This window comes from Yersinia alsatica (assembly GCF_025133195.1).
Classification (GTDB): Bacteria; Pseudomonadota; Gammaproteobacteria; order Enterobacterales; family Enterobacteriaceae; genus Yersinia; species Yersinia alsatica.
Genome location: NZ_CP104006.1, coordinates 4500640 through 4519092, shown reverse-complemented (window position 1 = coordinate 4519092; position 18453 = coordinate 4500640). Strand labels below are relative to the sequence as shown.

The window sequence follows — 18453 nt, the reverse complement described above, 5'->3', positions numbered from 1 at the left end:
CGTCACAATCCACCTCCACAGGCAGGGCAATGTGCCGCCCGCGTGAGTTGCAGGGTGCTCCAGCTCTGCTGCTTACCATCGAATAACCGCAGCTTGCCGCTCAATGGCGAAGGAAGCCCCGCCAACATTTTGATGGCTTCGAGTGCTTGCAAAGTACCAATCACCCCCACGACTGGCCCCAATACACCAGCGGTACGGCAGTTTCGCTGTGGCAGTTCTTTGTCTGGATAAAGACAGGCATAGCAACCATGGGAATAGGGCGGCTCAATCACCAGCAACTGCCCACTGAACCCAACCGCACTGCCGCTAATCAATGGCTTATGCGCTTTGATGCAAGCTGCATTCACCTGATGGCGGGTCTCCATGTTGTCGCTACAATCAAGCACTAAATCGACCCCAGCGACGGCATCAATCAATGCTTCTCCCGCGAGTCGCGTATCAAAGGCGATAGCTTCAATCAGTGGATTGAGACTTTGCAGGTGGTGTTGCGCCAATCGGGCTTTATTTTGGCTAAAAGATGTGGGCGAAGTGCGAACTGGAGTAGGGCTGATATCCGTAGTGCGATACAGAATTTGGCGCTGTAAATTAGTCAGTTCGAGCTGGTCATCGTCAACTAGTAATAACCGCCCAACGCCCGCTGCCGCCAGATAAAGGCCCGCAGGGGAGCCCAGACCACCCAGCCCGACAATCAATACGCTGGCACTTTTCAGCTTCAATTGGCCTTCAGGGCCAATATCTTCCAGTAACAATTGGCGGCTGTAGCGCAAGAATTCACTGTCACTTAGCTCATGCTTGTTGATCATCGCTCAGCTCCTTGCCCTCAATCAGGTGCAGCAATTGCGCAGTTGCTTGCTGCCAATCATCAGCTTGAGTAATAGCACTGACCACAGCCACACTGCCGACGCCGGTTGCCAATACCGCAGGGACGCGCGCGATACTGATGCCACCGATAGCGACGGTGGGGTAATCAGGGGTGTTATCAACCATTTGTTTAAGAACTGCCAGCCCCTGAGGGGATGACGGCATCTGCTTGGTCTGGGTCGGGAAGATATGCCCCATGGCGATATAGGAAGGCCGCACAGCCTTGGCGATCGCCAGCTCATGCCCATCGTGGGTGGAAACACCCAGCCGTAATCCGGCCTGTTGAATAGCCGCTAAATCAGTGGTTTCCAGATCTTCCTGCCCCAGATGAACACCATAAGCGCCATGCTTAATCGCCAACCGCCAATAGTCATTGATAAATAAGCGCGCCTGATAGCGTTTGCCCAATTCAATGGCAGCAGCAATATCTTGTTCGACCTGTGCATCCGCTAAATCTTTAATACGCAATTGGATGGTGGTCACGCCCACGGCCAGCAGCCGCTCTATCCACAGCAATGAATCGACCACTGGGTACAATCCAAGGCGCTGTTTGGTCGCCGGGAAACCTTGCTCAGCAGAAAATGAAGCATGATCAGACGGATTCATTATTTGCCTCCGTTTTCAGATTCGCTGGGCTGTGGTACAGCTCACTGCCACGGGAGCGGAACTCGGCCGACATCTGCTCCATACCGGATTGCAAAACCGCTATTGGCTGAGCCGCTGTCTCTTGCGCGGCCGCCAGTTCTTGTTTAGCGGCATAGTCACGCACTTCTTGTGAAATCTTCATGGAGCAGAATTTCGGCCCACACATTGAGCAGAAGTGAGCCACTTTTCCTGACTCTTGCGGCAGGGTTTCATCGTGATAAGCCCGGGCGGTTTCTGGATCGAGTGCCAAATTGAACTGATCTTCCCAGCGGAATTCGAAGCGCGCTTTTGACATGGCATTATCGCGGATCTGTGCACCGGGGTGGCCTTTCGCCAGATCCGCCGCATGGGCCGCAATTTTATAAGTGATAAGCCCTTGCTTCACATCATCTTTATTGGGCAGGCCAAGATGCTCTTTGGGAGTGACATAGCACAACATGGCGCAACCAAACCAACCAATCATGGCGGCCCCAATACCCGAGGTGAAGTGGTCATAGCCGGGGGCAATATCCGTGGTCAATGGGCCTAAGGTATAAAACGGCGCTTCGTGACAATGCTCCAACTCTTCGGTCATATTGCGGCGAATCATCTGCATCGGCACATGGCCCGGGCCTTCAATCATCACCTGTACGTCATATTCCCAGGCAATTTTGGTCAATTCCCCCAAGGTATGTAGCTCAGCGAATTGGGCTTCATCATTCGCGTCCTGAATAGAACCAGGGCGCAAACCATCACCCAGAGATAATGAAACGTCATAGGCTGCGCAAATTTGGCAAATATCGCGGAAGTGCTGGTAGAGGAAATTTTCCTGATGATGGGAAAGGCACCATTTCGCCATAATAGACCCGCCACGGGAAACAATTCCGGTCAGTCGTTTGGCTGTCATCGGTACGTAACGCAGCAGCACGCCAGCATGAATAGTAAAGTAATCAACCCCTTGTTCGGCCTGCTCTAATAACGTGTCGCGGAATATTTCCCATGTTAGGTTTTCAGCCACGCCATTAACTTTTTCCAGCGCCTGATAGATAGGAACCGTGCCGATAGGGACCGGGCTGTTACGCAAAATCCATTCACGAGTTTCATGAATATAGCGGCCGGTGGACAAATCCATCACGGTATCTGCGCCCCAGCGGGTAGACCACACCAGTTTTTCCACTTCTTCTTCAATAGAGGACGTCACGGCGGAGTTACCGATGTTGGCATTCACTTTCACCAGAAAGTTGCGGCCAATAATCATGGGCTCAGATTCAGGGTGGTTAATATTGGCAGGGATAATCGCACGACCGGCGGCCACTTCTTGGCGAACAAACTCCGGCGTGATGTTTTCCGGCAAGTTAGCACCAAAGGCTTGCCCCGGATGCTGGTGGCGTAATACTTCACCGCGAATCCGCTCACGGCCCATATTTTCTCGTAGGGCGATAAATTCCATCTCCGGCGTCACTTTACCGGCTCTGGCGTAATGCAATTGCGTAACACATTTACCATCAATCGCTTTTTTAGCGCGTGGGAGATGCTCAAAACGCAAATGATCCAAACCTTCATCAGCCAAACGTTGCTGGGTAAAGCCAGAGCTGAGGGTCGTCAGTGCCTCGGTATCCTGACGGTCGGCTATCCAGCTATCACGCAATTTGGGTAAACCGGCATGGACATCCAGTTTGGCGCTCGGGTCGCCATAAGGGCCGGAGGTGTCATAAACCGGAATAGCTTCGTTATCTTCATAACTTGGCGTGTCTTTGCTGCCGCCGATCAATGTCGGGCTGAGTTGGATTTCACGCATCGGGACTTGAATATCGGGCCGTGAACCTTGCAGATAAATTCGTTGCGAGTTAGGGAAAGTCACTCCTTGCAGGGTATCGATAAATTGTTGCGCTTCTTCGCGCACTTGTTTCCGGGGTATAGCTTTACGCGGGAGTGATGAGTTTTGAGTTGTATTATTAGACATAGCAAATTCCTACCAGTGTGGTTTATAGGGAAAATTGCTTGTCTGGAGCTTGGCGGGAGTAACGATGTTGGCCAGTGACCGGCAGCCACCTGTAAGGGGAAGACGGGCCTGTAGCGATAAATTACTCTTGTTCCCTTCGCGGGTATTAACCCGATCAGGTTCCGCGGATCCCGAATTAACGGTCTCAGCCTGCGTTTGCTTCCCTAAGAAAGCAGGTGCTAGGCACTCCGACAAGAGCCTTGAGTATATGAGGTTATCTTAAAACTACAACCCCACCAGAATAATTGGCTTATTACGCATCACTGATATCAATTTGCTTTTGTTTGCAGGTCAATCGGCTGAGCGGCTTGCCATGACTCGGCAGCCCACTGAATTAATTGATCTTCTAGCCTGAAACGGGCATCGAGTGCTTCGCCGATATCGGATAAAGCCTGTTGAAACTCGGTGCAACTATCTTGGTCTATCTCAATGTTTGTATAGCGATCATGGAATGCCATGATAGTTTGAGTGTTATTTTTTAAGGCAGGATAAACTTTGGTCGTCAGCGCCATTTTCGGGCTGGATGCACCTTCTACCTGTTTGATAATTCTATCGTAGATATGAAAATGTCCTGAGGAGAGATAATCCACCAGATTATGGCAAAAGTTCTCCAGCGCTTTTTCATTAAGCGGGGTATGCTTTTCTTTTTGCGGCTTAATACCGATCACTGCGCAATACGAGACTAAAAGTTCTTTACGTGCATGAAGCCATTGATCAATTAATTCATTACTGCCGCCAACGCGTTGAGTCAGGCTTTCCAGTCGGTTGAGCATGAGCGACTCCATGAGTAAGAATACGTCAATATGGGTTACGGAAATGTAACAAGCCAGATTCTAGATTGCCAGTGAAGTCGAGGTTGTGCAACAACGATATGGAACTACAACTTACAGGTAAAGAAAGTGGCTGGTGGATTGTCAGTCATGAAAACAAATTATGGTTACCAAAAGGGGAGTTGCCGCAAGGTAATGCCGCCAATTGGTCATTACAGGGCGCAACCGCCAGACAGATTGGTGAATGGCAAGGCCAGGCTGTTTGGCTTATTCGCCAACAGATGTCTACCGATATGGGCTCAGTGCGGCAATTGCTGGATGTGGATCGCGGTTTATTCCAATTAGCAGGGCGAGGGGTGCAATTAGCGGAGTTTTATCGCTCTCATCGCTATTGTGGTTATTGCGGTCATCAAATGCATGCCAGTCGTACCGAGTGGGCTTGCTTATGTAATCACTGCCGTGAACGCTACTATCCGCAAATCGCGCCTTGCGTCATTGTTGCCATTCGCCGTGGTGATGAAATTTTATTGGCGCAGCATGTTCGTCATCGTGGCGGTATTAATACCGTGCTGGCTGGGTTTGTCGAGGTCGGCGAAACGTTGGAACAGGCCGCCTCTCGTGAAGTTTTGGAAGAAAGTAATATCCACATTAAGAATCTGCGTTATGTGACCTCACAACCTTGGCCGTTCCCGCATTCGCTGATGATGGCGTTTATGGCGGATTATGACCACGGCGAGCTGCGCCATGATCCTAAGGAGCTGCTGAATGCCGGTTGGTATCGTTATGATCAATTGCCATTATTGCCGCCACCAGGCACCGTGGCACGCCGGTTGATTGAAGATACCGTGGCATTGTGTCGCAGCGAGCAGGACAGCTAAAGCTGGCATGCTACAATAGCGGCAGATAACTAAGGGAGCCCCACATGAATGAGTTGAAAAACGATCGCTATCTGCGTGCTTTATTACGCCAGCCGGTAGATGTTACCCCGGTGTGGATGATGCGCCAGGCAGGCCGCTACTTGCCAGAATATAAAGCCACTCGCGCTGTTGCCGGGGATTTTATGTCACTGTGCAAAAATGCTGAATTGGCCTGTGAAGTGACGATGCAACCATTGCGTCGTTATCCGCTCGATGCGGCGATTCTGTTTTCCGACATTCTGACCATTCCTGATGCTATGGGATTGGGGCTCTATTTTGAAACCGGTGAAGGTCCTCGTTTCCAATCTCCTATTACCTGCCGTGCCGATGTCGAAAAACTGCCAATTCCTGACCCTGAGCAGGAGTTGGGCTATGTCATGAACGCGGTAAGAACCATTCGCCGTGAGCTGGCAGGAGCCGTGCCATTGATTGGTTTCTCTGGCAGCCCGTGGACATTAGCGACCTATATGGTCGAGGGCGGGAGCAGTAAAGCTTTCACTAAGCTGAAGAAAATGATGTATGCCGAGCCGCAAACATTGCACCTGTTGCTGGATAAACTGGCCGACAGTGTCATTTTGTACCTCAATGCTCAAATTAAAGCGGGCGCGCAATCCGTGATGATCTTTGATACGTGGGGTGGGGTGCTGACAGGGCGTGATTATGCTGAATTTTCATTGAATTACATGCATAAAATCGTCGATGGCCTGATCCGCGAAAACGACGGGCGGCGGGTGCCGGTGACCTTGTTCACCAAAGGCGGTGGGCAATGGCTGGAAGCAATGGCGGCTACCGGTTGTGATGCTTTGGGGCTGGATTGGACCACAGATATCGCTGATGCACGTCGCCGCGTGGGCGACAAAGTTGCTCTGCAAGGGAATATGGACCCTTCCATCCTTTATGCTCCACCTGCGCGTATTGAGCAGGAAGTTAACACTATTCTGGCCGGTTTTGGTCGGGGAGAAGGGCATGTCTTTAATCTGGGGCACGGCATTCATCAGGATGTCCCACCAGAACATGCAGGTGCTTTTGTTAATGCGGTGCATCGTTTATCCAAACCGTATCATCAATAAGTTAGCGAGCGACTAGACTGATGGTTGATACTCAAGCGCTACGGGCAGAACAACGGCAACGGGCATCTGAAGTGCGTCTTCAAGATGATATTGCTAGCAGCTCGGTGCGCTTTATTGCTGGGGCTGATGTTGGCTTTGAGCAGCAAGGGGAGGTTACCCGTGCTGCTATCGCAGTCTTACGCTACCCTTCGCTCGAGCTAGTGGAGTATCAGATTGCTCGAGTAGCAACTTCACTGCCGTATATCCCCGGTTTACTTTCTTTTCGTGAATATCCTGCATTATTAGCCGCCTGGCGGCAGTTACAGCAACGGCCTGATTTGGTTTTTGTCGATGGGCAGGGTATCGCGCATCCCCGCCGTTTAGGGGTTGCCAGCCATTTTGGTTTGTTAGTCGATGTCCCTACCATTGGTGTAGCCAAAAGCCGTCTGTGTGGGCATTTCCAGCCATTGGGCAGTGATAATGGAGCACTACAGCCGCTGGTGGATGGCGATGAGCAACTTGGCTGGGTATGGCGCAGTAAAGCCCGCTGTAATCCATTGTTTATTTCGCCCGGTCATCGGGTGAGTGTGAACAGTGCGCTGGAATGGGTGCAGCATTGTATGGCCGGTTACCGCTTGCCAGAGCCGACACGTTGGGCGGATGCTATCGCATCAAACCGTCCGCAATTTCAGCGTTGGATATGGAAAAATCCTGATTTGCTTGGCAAGCATAGGGATATGATTTAATTTCGGGTACACTGCCGCGCAGATAATGAATAATGAGAACTCATCATGATACGTAATCCGATTCATCTACGTCTCGAAAAGCTGGAAAGCTGGCAACATCTGACTTTCATGGCTTGCCTGTGCGAGCGGATGTATCCCAACTATCAGCAATTTTGTCTGGAGACCGAGTTCGGTGATCCGGCGGTTTACCGACGTATTCTGGATCTTATCTGGGAAACATTGGTGGTAAAAGACGCTAAGGTCAATTTTGATAGCCAGTTAGAGAAATTGGAAGAGGCAATTCCTTCCGCTGATGACTATGCTATCTACGGTGTTTACCCTGCTATCGATGCTTGTATTGCATTAAGTGAAGCTATTCATTCGCGTTTGAGTGGCGAAACTCTAGAACATGCTATCGCTATCAGCGAAACGTCAATCCGCACAGTTGCAATGCTGGAAATGACGTTGGCCGGTAAAGAAATGACCGATGAAGAACTGAAAATCTTGCCCGCGATTGAAGAAGAATGGGATATCCAATGGGAGATTTTCCGCCTGTTAGCTGACTGCGAAGAGCGCGACCTAGATCTGATCAAAGGGTTACGATCTGACCTGCGGGAAGCGGCTGTTAGCAACATTGGCATAAATTTAACGCAATAAGGCAAGAAAACGTGATTTAACGCCTGATTTGTCACGTCTTAAGGCTTCACATCTGCCCCCTGTCTGTTCTACATTTGGGGGGCGAAAAAAAGTGGCTATCGGTGCGTGTATGCAGGAGAGTGCTGTCAATCGGCATATCCGTCGCACTCGATGCTTTGCAAACGATAAACACACTGTAAGGATAACTTATGAATAAGACTCAACTGATTGACGTAATCGCGGACAAAGCGGACCTTTCCAAAGTACAAGCTAAAGCAGCTTTGGAGTCCACACTGGCTGCAATTACCGAATCTCTGAAAGACGGTGATCCAGTACAATTGGTTGGTTTCGGTACTTTTAAAGTAAACCATCGTAATGAGCGCACTGGCCGCAACCCACAAACCGGTAAAGAAATCAAAATTGCTGCAGCTAATGTGCCAGCGTTTGTTGCTGGTAAAGCACTGAAAGACTCTGTTAAATAATAGTGTGTCAGTGAAAATAATAAACGGGGGGGTGGCAAAACCCCTTTTGTTTATGCAGCGGGTGCTGATGACCCTCGGTTTAGCCTTTGGTCTCAGCGCCTGTAGCAGCCAGTCAGGCACCCCTCAATTTAGTGCCAGCGGATATATCGCCGATAATGGTGTTGTTCGTTTATGGCGTCAGGATAATGCACAACAGCAGCCACAAGTGCTGATGAGCGTCTACAGCCCCTACTCTGGGGATAATACCCGCGTTACCTTCTACGAATATCAAAATGGCCTGTTACGGGAAATCCGGCGCAATGATTTGGGCCGTGAGCCACAAAGTGTCGAATTGCGTTTTGATGAGCAAGGTCAGGTCAGTTTTATGCAGCGTCAGCTAGCGACGCGGCGTGAGCAACTCTCTGCGGATAATATTGCGGTTTATCAATTGGACGCCAAGCGGACCTTGGAGCTGAGCAGCGTGCTGCGCGCCGGAAACGTTAGGTTAATTCAAGGGCGTTGGCAGGACGGCGTGGTGACGACCTGTGCCGGGAAGAAGTTACGTTTGAGTCTGGATGAAAAGTCACAAGCATGGCTGAGTAAACGAGGCGAGAATAGCACCCAACCTTTGGGTATCGCGTGGTTGGATTCACCAGAAGGCCAGCAATTACTGTTGGTTGCCAATCAGGACTTCTGCCGTTGGGAACCTACCGCGGGGAGCTTGTAAGATAAAGGGGCACAGTGAACTGCCCCTTTGAAAGTGATGACCATGAGCTTTATTGCGAGTTATTTGCCGCGCGCAATTGCCCGATAGCCAATATCTTTACGGCAGAAAGCACCTTCCCACTGAATATTCTCAGCAAGTTGATAGGCATGTTGCTGTGCTTGAGCGACGGTGGCACCGAGCGCCGTGACACACAACACGCGACCCCCGCTGGTCACAACATTATTCTGGCTATCTAGCTTGGTTCCGGCATGGAACACTTTCCCATCAGCGGTTTCTTGCTGTGGCAGCCCGTGAATGACATCACCCTGACGGTAATCCGCCGGATAACCGCCTGCGGCCAACACAACACCCAGTGATGGGCGCTCGTCCCACTCAGAGGTTTTCTCATTCAGTTTGCCTTGAGCACCGGCGAGACAGAGCTCAACTAAGTCTGAACGCATCCGCAGCATGATGGGCTGGGTTTCAGGATCACCAAAACGACAGTTGAATTCGATAACTTTTGGTTGCCCATCGGCCGAAATCATCAAACCCGCATAGAGGAAGCCAGTATAAACATTGCCTTCCGCCGCCATGCCGCGCACGGTTGGCCAGATAACTTGGTCCATGACGCGTTGATGGACTTCATCAGTGACCACCGGCGCTGGAGAATAAGCGCCCATGCCGCCAGTATTCGGCCCGGTATCGCCATCACCCACTCGCTTATGGTCTTGGCTGGTGGCCATCGGCAACACGTTTTCACCGTCAACCATCACGATAAAGCTGGCTTCTTCGCCATCAAGGAATTCTTCCACCACAATACGGTGGCCTGCATCACCAAATGCATTGCCTGCCAGCATGTCATGAACGGCAGTTTCTGCCTCTGCTAATGTCATGGCGACAATCACACCTTTACCTGCAGCTAGTCCATCCGCTTTAATTACGATGGGAGCGCCAATCTGGCGAACATAGGCTAAAGCCGGTTCAACTTCGGTGAAGTTTTGGTAAAACGCGGTTGGGATATGGTGGCGAGCCAGGAAGTCTTTGGTGAAAGCTTTCGACCCTTCCAACTGAGCGGCGGCTTGCGTTGGGCCAAAGATAGTCAGGCCAGCAGCGCGGAAAGCATCAACGACACCAATCACCAGCGGAGCTTCCGGGCCGACGATAGTCAGGCCAATGTCATTCTTCTGAGCAAAAGCCAGCAAACCCGCGATATCGGTAGCGGCGATATCTACATTTTCTAGCCTAGGCTCCAGTGCCGTCCCCGCATTACCTGGCGCGACATAAATTTTATCCGCCAAAGGTGACTGTGCAGCTTTCCAGCCCAGCGCATGCTCGCGCCCGCCATTGCCAATAATCAAAATATTCATTCGGATGACTCCGTGGGTTATGCACCAGAGCGCATACCCCACTTAGATAAGAGGTTTAATTAATGACGGAAATGGCGCATGTCGGTGAAGATCATGGCAATACCGTGTTCATCAGCGGCAGCAATAACTTCGTCATCACGGATTGAGCCACCAGGCTGGATTACGCAGGTGATACCCACGGCTGCTGCGGCATCAATACCGTCACGGAACGGGAAGAAAGCATCAGAGGCCATGGCGGAACCCGCCACTTCCAAACCTTCATCTGCCGCTTTGATGCCAGCTATCTTGGCTGAATACACGCGGCTCATTTGGCCTGCGCCTATACCAATCGTCATATTGTCGCGCGCATAAACAATCGCGTTAGATTTAACGAACTTGGCGACTTTCCAGCAGAACAGCGCATCACGCAGCTCTTGCTCGGTGGGTTGGCGTTTGGATACCACGCGCAGATCCGCGGCAGTTACCATACCTAAATCGCGATCTTGCACCAACAAACCACCATTGACGCGTTTGAAGTCCAGCGCGGCGGTACGTTCTTGCCACTGACCACAAGTCAGAACGCGAACATTCTGTTTAGCGGCTAACAGCGCCAAAGCTTCAGTGCTAACTGCTGGCGCAATAATGACTTCGACGAATTGGCGGCTGATAATGGCGCTCGCAGTTTCGGCATCGAGTTCACGGTTAAAGGCGATAATGCCGCCGAAAGCTGATGTCGGGTCAGTTTTATAAGCTTTATCGTAAGCAGCCAGCAGAGAGTCAGCGATAGCAACGCCACATGGGTTGGCATGTTTGACAATCACACAAGCGGGTTCACTGAACTCTTTCACACACTCCAGTGCGGCATCGGTATCGGCGATGTTGTTATAAGAGAGGGCCTTACCTTGCAATTGCTGCGCAGTTGCAACGGAGGCTTCTTTAATATCTTCTTCTATATAGAAGGCGGCATGCTGGTGGCTGTTCTCACCGTAGCGCATATCTTGTTTCTTTATATAGTTAAGATTCAGAGTCCGAGGGAAGCGGCCAGAAGGTTGCTCAGTGTCGCCATAATAAGGAGGAACCAGCGCGCCAAAGTAGTTGGCAATCATGCTGTCGTAGGCGGCAGTGTGTTCGAAAGCTTTAATCGCCAGGTCGAAACGGGTTGGATAAGTCAGTGAACCCTCATTCTCATCGAGCTCAGCAATAATAGCCTGGTAGTCGCTGCTCTTGACGACAATGGCGACATCTTTGTGGTTCTTAGCCGCTGAGCGCACCATGGTTGGGCCGCCGATATCGATATTCTCTACCGCATCTTCTAGTGAGCAATCAGGGCGGGCTACCGTCTGGGCGAATGGATATAAGTTCACAACCACAATATCAATCGGCTGAATGTCATGTTGGGCCATGATGCCATCATCTTGACCACGACGACCGAGAATGCCGCCATGCACTTTGGGATGCAAAGTCTTAACGCGTCCGTCCATCATTTCTGGGAAACCGGTGTAGTCCGAAACTTCGGTGACTGGCAGACCAGCCTCAGCAAGCAGACGGGCGGTCCCGCCAGTGGAAAGTAACTCGATACCACGTTGTGAAAGTGCAGTGGCGAATTCGATGATCCCGGCTTTATCAGAGACACTGAGTAGAGCACGGCGGATTGGGCGGCGTTGTTGCATGGTTTTATCCCTTGGCTTTGGAGTCGCAATTATTCTTCGCAATCGATCAATAGAGCGTTATGTGGATCTCTTCTATCTATATAGCGCTATAAAGAGAAGAACAGATTCAGATAACGTCCCAAACTTTGCCAACAAGGTGACTCTTTTCGACGCGGGGAATTGTAGCGAAAACGATTGCGCGATGCTCGTCAATTTTGAGTTCAGATTCAATCTGTGGATAAGTTTGTGTACAACAGGGTATAAGGTGGGGTTTTGCTGTGGAATGCAGCAAACAGTCATTTTAATTGAAATTAGCGGTTGCGGGCAGCTCAGAACTCCCTATAATGCGCATCCATCGAGACGGCACACAACGAATCAAGTAGTTAAGTGACCGGCAAAGAGAACAGAGAAATTCAACGAAATTAGTAGTTGACTCTGAATGAGGAAAGCGTAATATGCGCACCTCGCGTTACCAACCACGGGTTGCTAACGCACTGCTCTTTAACAATTTATCAGACAATCTGTGTGGGCACTCGCAAGACGATATCGAAGCCTGTTTCGGCAGGCAGAAGAAATATCAAAGTCTTGAAGAGTGACCAAAGCAGTACACATTTGAACTTCGGTTCGAATGCATATTTGCAGAAAGTAATCTTTGAGCATCGCTGCTTTTATTAGCAGCAAATCAAACAAATCTTAAATTGAAGAGTTTGATCATGGCTCAGATTGAACGCTGGCGGCAGGCCTAACACATGCAAGTCGAGCGGCAGCGGAAAGTAGCTTGCTACTTTGCCGGCGAGCGGCGGACGGGTGAGTAATGTCTGGGAAACTGCCTGATGGAGGGGGATAACTACTGGAAACGGTAGCTAATACCGCATGACCTCGCAAGAGCAAAGTGGGGGACCTTCGGGCCTCACGCCATCGGATGTGCCCAGATGGGATTAGCTAGTAGGTGGGGTAATGGCTCACCTAGGCGACGATCCCTAGCTGGTCTGAGAGGATGACCAGCCACACTGGAACTGAGACACGGTCCAGACTCCTACGGGAGGCAGCAGTGGGGAATATTGCACAATGGGCGCAAGCCTGATGCAGCCATGCCGCGTGTGTGAAGAAGGCCTTCGGGTTGTAAAGCACTTTCAGCGAGGAGGAAGGGGTTGAGTTTAATACGCTCAATCATTGACGTTACTCGCAGAAGAAGCACCGGCTAACTCCGTGCCAGCAGCCGCGGTAATACGGAGGGTGCAAGCGTTAATCGGAATTACTGGGCGTAAAGCGCACGCAGGCGGTTTGTTAAGTCAGATGTGAAATCCCCGCGCTTAACGTGGGAACTGCATTTGAAACTGGCAAGCTAGAGTCTTGTAGAGGGGGGTAGAATTCCAGGTGTAGCGGTGAAATGCGTAGAGATCTGGAGGAATACCGGTGGCGAAGGCGGCCCCCTGGACAAAGACTGACGCTCAGGTGCGAAAGCGTGGGGAGCAAACAGGATTAGATACCCTGGTAGTCCACGCTGTAAACGATGTCGACTTGGAGGTTGTGCCCTTGAGGCGTGGCTTCCGGAGCTAACGCGTTAAGTCGACCGCCTGGGGAGTACGGCCGCAAGGTTAAAACTCAAATGAATTGACGGGGGCCCGCACAAGCGGTGGAGCATGTGGTTTAATTCGATGCAACGCGAAGAACCTTACCTACTCTTGACATCCACAGAACTTAGCAGAGATGCTTAGGTGCCTTCGGGAACTGTGAGACAGGTGCTGCATGGCTGTCGTCAGCTCGTGTTGTGAAATGTTGGGTTAAGTCCCGCAACGAGCGCAACCCTTATCCTTTGTTGCCAGCACGTCATGGTGGGAACTCAAAGGAGACTGCCGGTGATAAACCGGAGGAAGGTGGGGATGACGTCAAGTCATCATGGCCCTTACGAGTAGGGCTACACACGTGCTACAATGGCAGATACAAAGTGAAGCGAACTCGCGAGAGCAAGCGGACCACATAAAGTCTGTCGTAGTCCGGATTGGAGTCTGCAACTCGACTCCATGAAGTCGGAATCGCTAGTAATCGTAGATCAGAATGCTACGGTGAATACGTTCCCGGGCCTTGTACACACCGCCCGTCACACCATGGGAGTGGGTTGCAAAAGAAGTAGGTAGCTTAACCTTCGGGAGGGCGCTTACCACTTTGTGATTCATGACTGGGGTGAAGTCGTAACAAGGTAACCGTAGGGGAACCTGCGGTTGGATCACCTCCTTACCTAACGATACGCATTGCGCAGTGTCCACACAGATTGTCTGATGAATGTAAACGAGCAAGAGCACCTGTTGATGAGGGTGATGATTGTGCGATAAAACCTCGGTATCGGGTTTTTACTGCATCAGTCGTTCGAATGTGTCACCACATTCTCACCTTTACACAAAAATACTGAATCAGTGATTCAGTAGCAATTTTTGTGTCCCCATCGTCTAGAGGCCTAGGACACTGCCCTTTCACGGCTGTAACAGGGGTTCGAATCCCCTTGGGGACGCCACTCCGATAATGTGTGAAAGACATTATCACCGGTTCTTAATGAACCACAAAGTATCTTAAAGATGACTTTAACAAGTCGTGTTTAAGATATTGCTCTTTAACAATCTGGAACAAGCTGAAAATTGAAACAATACAGCTGAAACTTATCTCTCCGTAGATGTACTGAGATAACGAGTAACCTGTATTAGAGTCTCTCAAATAATCACAACGCAAGTTGTCGAAAGACACCTTCGGGTTGTGAGGTTAAGCGACTAAGCGTACACGGTGGATGCCTAGGCAGTCAGAGGCGATGAAGGGCGTGCTAATCTGCGAAAAGCGTCGGTAAGCTGATATGAAGCGTTACAACCGACGATACCCGAATGGGGAAACCCAGTGCAATTCGTTGCACTATTGCATGGTGAATACATAGCCATGCAAGGCGAACCGGGGGAACTGAAACATCTAAGTACCCCGAGGAAAAGAAATCAACCGAGATTCCCCCAGTAGCGGCGAGCGAACGGGGAGGAGCCCAGAGTCTGAATCAGTTTGTGTGTTAGTGGAAGCGTCTGGAAAGTCGCACGGTACAGGGTGATAGTCCCGTACACAAAAATACACTTGCTGTGAACTCGATGAGTAGGGCGGGACACGTGACATCCTGTCTGAATATGGGGGGACCATCCTCCAAGGCTAAATACTCCTGACTGACCGATAGTGAACCAGTACCGTGAGGGAAAGGCGAAAAGAACCCCGGCGAGGGGAGTGAAATAGAACCTGAAACCGTGTACGTACAAGCAGTGGGAGCACCTTCGTGGTGTGACTGCGTACCTTTTGTATAATGGGTCAGCGACTTATATTTTGTAGCAAGGTTAACCGAATAGGGGAGCCGTAGGGAAACCGAGTCTTAACTGGGCGTCTAGTTGCAAGGTATAGACCCGAAACCCGGTGATCTAGCCATGGGCAGGTTGAAGGTTGGGTAACACTAACTGGAGGACCGAACCGACTAATGTTGAAAAATTAGCGGATGACTTGTGGCTGGGGGTGAAAGGCCAATCAAACCGGGAGATAGCTGGTTCTCCCCGAAAGCTATTTAGGTAGCGCCTCGTGAACTCATCTTCGGGGGTAGAGCACTGTTTCGGCTAGGGGGTCATCCCGACTTACCAAACCGATGCAAACTCCGAATACCGAAGAATGTTATCACGGGAGACACACGGCGGGTGCTAACGTCCGTCGTGAAGAGGGAAACAACCCAGACCGCCAGCTAAGGTCCCAAAGTCATGGTTAAGTGGGAAACGATGTGGGAAGGCATAGACAGCCAGGATGTTGGCTTAGAAGCAGCCATCATTTAAAGAAAGCGTAATAGCTCACTGGTCGAGTCGGCCTGCGCGGAAGATGTAACGGGGCTAAACCATGCACCGAAGCTGCGGCAGCGACACTTAGGTGTTGTTGGGTAGGGGAGCGTTCTGTAAGCCGTTGAAGGTGGACTGTGAGGTCTGCTGGAGGTATCAGAAGTGCGAATGCTGACATAAGTAACGATAATGCGGGTGAAAAGCCCGCACGCCGGAAGACCAAGGGTTCCTGTCCAACGTTAATCGGGGCAGGGTGAGTCGACCCCTAAGGCGAGGCTGAAAAGCGTAGTCGATGGGAAACAGGTTAATATTCCTGTACTCGGTGTTACTGCGAAGGGGGGACGGAGAAGGCTAGGCTAGCCGGGCGACGGTTGTCCCGGTTTAAGCATGTAGGCGGAGTGACCTGGTAAATCCGGTTGCTTATCAACGCTGAGGTGTGATGACGATGCACTACGGTGCAGAAGTAGTTGATGCCAAGCTTCCAGGAAAAGCCTCTAAGCATCAGGTAACATTGAATCGTACCCCAAACCGACACAGGTGGTCAGGTAGAGAATACTCAGGCGCTTGAGAGAACTCGGGTGAAGGAACTAGGCAAAATGGTGCCGTAACTTCGGGAGAAGGCACGCTGGCATTAGGTAAAGAGACTTGCTCTCGTAGCCGAAGCCAGTCGCAGATACCAGCTGGCTGCAACTGTTTAATAAAAACACAGCACTGTGCAAACACGAAAGTGGACGTATACGGTGTGACGCCTGCCCGGTGCTGGAAGGTTAATTGATGGGGTCAGCCGCAAGGCGAAGCTCTTGATCGAAGCCCCAGTAAACGGCGGCCGTAACTATAACGGTCCTAAGGTAGCGAAATTCCTTGTCGGGTAAGTTCCGACCTGCACGAATGGCGTAATGATGGCCAGGCTGTCTCCACCCGAGACTCAGTGAAATTGAACTCGCTGTGAAGATGCAGTGTACCCGCGGCAAGACGGAAAGACCCCGTGAACCTTTACTATAGCTTGACACTGAACATTGAGCCTTGATGTGTAGGATAGGTGGGAGGCATCGAAGCGTGGACGCCAGTCTGCGTGGAGCCAACCTTGAAATACCACCCTTTAATGTTTGATGTTCTAACTCGGCCCCGTAATCCGGGGTGAGGACAGTGTCTGGTGGGTAGTTTGACTGGGGCGGTCTCCTCCCAAAGAGTAACGGAGGAGCACGAAGGTTAGCTAATCACGGTCGGACATCGTGAGGTTAGTGCAAAGGCATAAGCTAGCTTGACTGCGAGAGTGACGGCTCGAGCAGGTACGAAAGTAGGTCTTAGTGATCCGGTGGTTCTGAATGGAAGGGCCATCGCTCAACGGATAAAAGGTACTCCGGGGATAACAGGCTGATACCGCCCAAGAGTTCATATCGACGGCGGTGTTTGGCACCTCGATGTCGGCTCATCACATCCTGGGGCTGAAGTAGGTCCCAAGGGTATGGCTGTTCGCCATTTAAAGTGGTACGCGAGCTGGGTTTAGAACGTCGTGAGACAGTTCGGTCCCTATCTGCCGTGGGCGTTGGAAGATTGAGAGGGGCTGCTCCTAGTACGAGAGGACCGGAGTGGACGAATCACTGGTGTTCGGGTTGTCATGCCAATGGCATTGCCCGGTAGCTAAATTCGGAAGAGATAACCGCTGAAAGCATCTAAGCGGGAAACTTGCCTCGAGATGAGTCTTCCCTGGGGCTTTAAGCCCCCTGAAGGAACGTTAAAGACTATGACGTTGATAGGCTGGGTGTGTAAGTGCAGCGATGCATTGAGCTAACCAGTACTAATGATCCGTGAGGCTTAACCTTACAACACCGAAGGTGTTTTGGTTATTTGAGAGTATATTTTAATTTTCAGCGACGTTTACAGATTGAATTGGCTGGCTGCATGGGAGTTATAGTGTAGCGGGTTGATTAAAACAGAATTTGCCTGGCGGCCATAGCGCGGTGGGACCACCTGAACCCATGCCGAACTCAGAAGTGAAACGCCGTAGCGCCGATGGTAGTGTGGGGTCTCCCCATGCGAGAGTAGGACACTGCCAGGCATCAAATAAACAAAAGAGGCTACCCTAACGGGTGGCCTTTTTTGTTTATCTCATTTGTGTGGTGTGCGGCTCGAGCATGCATGCGACAAACTGCGCAGGCAGTTTGAACAGCGCTTGCGCTGGCCCCAACGGGGTGAGGCTCATCCTGAAGATGAGACGAATACAGTAGGAAAAAATCGTCGGGAACGATTTTTAACGTTGCTTGCAACGGCCCGAAGGGCGAATGGCAGGAAAGCCATTCATACACTGCCAGACATCAAATCAAGCCGAGACCCCATGCCAAAAGCGTGGGGTTTTTGCTATGTGGGATTTGGGATACTAGAGAAAGCCTTCTGCTGCGCAGAGGGCTTTTTTTATGTCTGTAATTTGGTGATAACTTAACGAAAGATGAATTGCATATGCAGTTATTTAGCTGATTTTGCATTAGTTAACCGCTTGATAGAGGCTATAACCAGTCACTGCGCCGGCGACATCCCAGGCAAAATCTTTCCAGCTCCAGCCCGTACCACCTTGCCGGCTATCATATAACTCTTTACCCGCACCTATACCTATCGAGAACAGTAAACCAAAATTACGACTTTTCGCATCTGACCAATTTTGATGCTCGCCATAAGCTGTACCTGCGGCGGCTAAAGCGGCAGAAGCAAAGAAATGTTGTGCTTTGTCTTTCCCTGTCCAACTGTCATTGGCCATATGGGTACATGCAGTACTGATAAAAAGGAGCGGGGCAATAATTAAAGGGCGAAGATAAGGTGAGCACCGCATGCTCTCTCTCCTCTGGCTAGAGACAAAAAACCCGGCATAGAACCGGG

At 50.8% G+C, this 18453-nt stretch carries 14 protein-coding genes, 1 tRNA gene, 3 rRNA genes and 1 riboswitch; of the genes, 11 read left to right on the top strand and 7 right to left on the bottom strand.

The genetic code is table 11. The annotated features are described in order from the left end of the window. Positions 1–2 precede the first annotated feature (2 nt). The 4 genes from N0H69_RS20425 to N0H69_RS20410 all read right to left on the bottom strand — a co-directional run bounded on the left by N0H69_RS20425 (position 3) and on the right by N0H69_RS20410 (position 4260). Positions 3–803, bottom strand: coding sequence for a HesA/MoeB/ThiF family protein (locus N0H69_RS20425; protein ID WP_050152510.1), 801 nt, complete (start codon positions 801–803; stop codon positions 3–5). Continuing rightward, positions 787–1467 (bottom strand): thiamine phosphate synthase, encoded by a 681-nt coding sequence (gene thiE, locus N0H69_RS20420; protein ID WP_050152508.1) that lies wholly within the window; start codon positions 1465–1467, stop codon positions 787–789. The genes N0H69_RS20425 and thiE overlap by 17 nt, the downstream gene beginning before the upstream one ends. Further along, positions 1454–3448 (bottom strand): phosphomethylpyrimidine synthase ThiC, encoded by a 1995-nt coding sequence (gene thiC / locus N0H69_RS20415; protein ID WP_050152507.1) that lies wholly within the window; start codon positions 3446–3448, stop codon positions 1454–1456. The genes thiE and thiC overlap by 14 nt, the downstream gene beginning before the upstream one ends. Before the next feature lie 114 nt (positions 3449–3562). Beyond that, a riboswitch (TPP riboswitch) is annotated at positions 3563–3688 on the bottom strand. A 68-nt stretch (positions 3689–3756) separates the two neighbouring features. Then, positions 3757–4260, bottom strand: a complete 504-nt coding sequence (locus N0H69_RS20410) for an Rsd/AlgQ family anti-sigma factor (RefSeq protein WP_050152505.1) — start codon at positions 4258–4260, stop codon at positions 3757–3759. Between the two features lie 98 nt (positions 4261–4358). Between N0H69_RS20410 and nudC the strand changes: the two genes are divergently transcribed. The 6 genes from nudC to N0H69_RS20380 all read left to right on the top strand — a co-directional run bounded on the left by nudC (position 4359) and on the right by N0H69_RS20380 (position 8772). Next, positions 4359–5135, top strand: coding sequence for an NAD(+) diphosphatase (gene nudC / locus N0H69_RS20405; protein ID WP_050111011.1), 777 nt, complete (start codon positions 4359–4361; stop codon positions 5133–5135). 44 nt (positions 5136–5179) lie between these two features. Next, the gene (gene hemE / locus N0H69_RS20400; RefSeq protein ID WP_050124086.1) at positions 5180–6244 is read left to right on the top strand and encodes a uroporphyrinogen decarboxylase; all 1065 of its coding nucleotides are present in this window, start codon (positions 5180–5182) and stop codon (positions 6242–6244) included. A gap of 20 nt (positions 6245–6264) precedes the next feature. Further along, a complete protein-coding gene (gene nfi / locus N0H69_RS20395) occupies positions 6265–6969 on the top strand; it encodes a deoxyribonuclease V (RefSeq protein ID WP_050124085.1) in 705 nt (234 codons plus the stop codon). Positions 6970–7014: 45 nt separating this feature from the next. After that, positions 7015–7605: a YjaG family protein gene (locus N0H69_RS20390; RefSeq protein ID WP_005166074.1), complete on the top strand. Its 591-nt coding sequence runs from the start codon at positions 7015–7017 to the stop codon at positions 7603–7605. Positions 7606–7793: 188 nt separating this feature from the next. Beyond that, entirely contained in the window at positions 7794–8066 is a 273-nt protein-coding gene (gene hupA / locus N0H69_RS20385; RefSeq protein ID WP_050111008.1) for a nucleoid-associated protein HU-alpha, read from the top strand. A gap of 52 nt (positions 8067–8118) precedes the next feature. Beyond that, positions 8119–8772, top strand: a complete 654-nt coding sequence (locus tag N0H69_RS20380) for a DUF1481 domain-containing protein (protein WP_050136540.1) — start codon at positions 8119–8121, stop codon at positions 8770–8772. Positions 8773–8831: 59 nt separating this feature from the next. Here the strand turns inward: N0H69_RS20380 and purD are convergent, their stop codons facing one another. Together purD and purH are read right to left on the bottom strand one after the other, a co-directional pair. After that, entirely contained in the window at positions 8832–10118 is a 1287-nt protein-coding gene (gene purD / locus N0H69_RS20375; RefSeq protein WP_050111006.1) for a phosphoribosylamine--glycine ligase, read from the bottom strand. Positions 10119–10177: 59 nt separating this feature from the next. After that, the gene (gene purH / locus N0H69_RS20370; protein WP_050152504.1) at positions 10178–11767 is read right to left on the bottom strand and encodes a bifunctional phosphoribosylaminoimidazolecarboxamide formyltransferase/IMP cyclohydrolase; all 1590 of its coding nucleotides are present in this window, start codon (positions 11765–11767) and stop codon (positions 10178–10180) included. Positions 11768–12201: 434 nt separating this feature from the next. On the opposite strand from purH, the gene N0H69_RS20365 reads away from it, so the two are divergent. From N0H69_RS20365 to rrf, 5 genes are all read left to right on the top strand, one after another. Next, positions 12202–12342, top strand: coding sequence for a hypothetical protein (locus N0H69_RS20365; RefSeq protein ID WP_162928760.1), 141 nt, complete (start codon positions 12202–12204; stop codon positions 12340–12342). Between the two features lie 99 nt (positions 12343–12441). After that, positions 12442–13984 (top strand): 16S ribosomal RNA (locus N0H69_RS20360). A gap of 198 nt (positions 13985–14182) precedes the next feature. Further along, a tRNA-Glu gene (locus N0H69_RS20355) sits at positions 14183–14258 on the top strand. A 240-nt stretch (positions 14259–14498) separates the two neighbouring features. Continuing rightward, positions 14499–17405, top strand: a 23S ribosomal RNA gene (locus tag N0H69_RS20350). 120 nt (positions 17406–17525) lie between these two features. After that, positions 17526–17641 (top strand): 5S ribosomal RNA (gene rrf, locus N0H69_RS20345). The 16S, 23S and 5S rRNA genes sit together here with 1 tRNA gene alongside, the layout of an rRNA operon. A gap of 423 nt (positions 17642–18064) precedes the next feature. Here rrf and N0H69_RS20340 read toward each other — a convergent pair. Continuing rightward, positions 18065–18406, bottom strand: a complete 342-nt coding sequence (locus tag N0H69_RS20340) for a YfiM family lipoprotein (RefSeq protein WP_050152574.1) — start codon at positions 18404–18406, stop codon at positions 18065–18067. Positions 18407–18453: the final 47 nt, after the last annotated feature.

Excerpts from the sequence above, each read along its gene's own strand:
- N0H69_RS20390 (WP_005166074.1), top strand. The coding sequence starts at position 7,015 with ATGATACGTAATCCGATTCATCTACGTCTCGAAAAGCTGGAAAGCTGG.
- N0H69_RS20425 (WP_050152510.1), bottom strand. The coding sequence starts at position 803 with ATGATCAACAAGCATGAGCTAAGTGACAGTGAATTCTTGCGCTACAGC.
- nfi (WP_050124085.1), top strand. The coding sequence starts at position 6,265 with ATGGTTGATACTCAAGCGCTACGGGCAGAACAACGGCAACGGGCATCT.
- hemE (WP_050124086.1), top strand. The coding sequence starts at position 5,180 with ATGAATGAGTTGAAAAACGATCGCTATCTGCGTGCTTTATTACGCCAG.
- N0H69_RS20365 (WP_162928760.1), top strand. The coding sequence starts at position 12,202 with ATGCGCACCTCGCGTTACCAACCACGGGTTGCTAACGCACTGCTCTTT.
- purH (WP_050152504.1), bottom strand. The coding sequence starts at position 11,767 with ATGCAACAACGCCGCCCAATCCGCCGTGCTCTACTCAGTGTCTCTGAT.
- N0H69_RS20380 (WP_050136540.1), top strand. The coding sequence starts at position 8,119 with ATGCAGCGGGTGCTGATGACCCTCGGTTTAGCCTTTGGTCTCAGCGCC.
- purD (WP_050111006.1), bottom strand. The coding sequence starts at position 10,118 with ATGAATATTTTGATTATTGGCAATGGCGGGCGCGAGCATGCGCTGGGC.
- thiC (WP_050152507.1), bottom strand. The coding sequence starts at position 3,448 with ATGTCTAATAATACAACTCAAAACTCATCACTCCCGCGTAAAGCTATA.
- nudC (WP_050111011.1), top strand. The coding sequence starts at position 4,359 with ATGGAACTACAACTTACAGGTAAAGAAAGTGGCTGGTGGATTGTCAGT.
- N0H69_RS20410 (WP_050152505.1), bottom strand. The coding sequence starts at position 4,260 with ATGCTCAACCGACTGGAAAGCCTGACTCAACGCGTTGGCGGCAGTAAT.
- hupA (WP_050111008.1), top strand. The coding sequence starts at position 7,794 with ATGAATAAGACTCAACTGATTGACGTAATCGCGGACAAAGCGGACCTT.
- thiE (WP_050152508.1), bottom strand. The coding sequence starts at position 1,467 with ATGAATCCGTCTGATCATGCTTCATTTTCTGCTGAGCAAGGTTTCCCG.
- N0H69_RS20340 (WP_050152574.1), bottom strand. The coding sequence starts at position 18,406 with ATGCGGTGCTCACCTTATCTTCGCCCTTTAATTATTGCCCCGCTCCTT.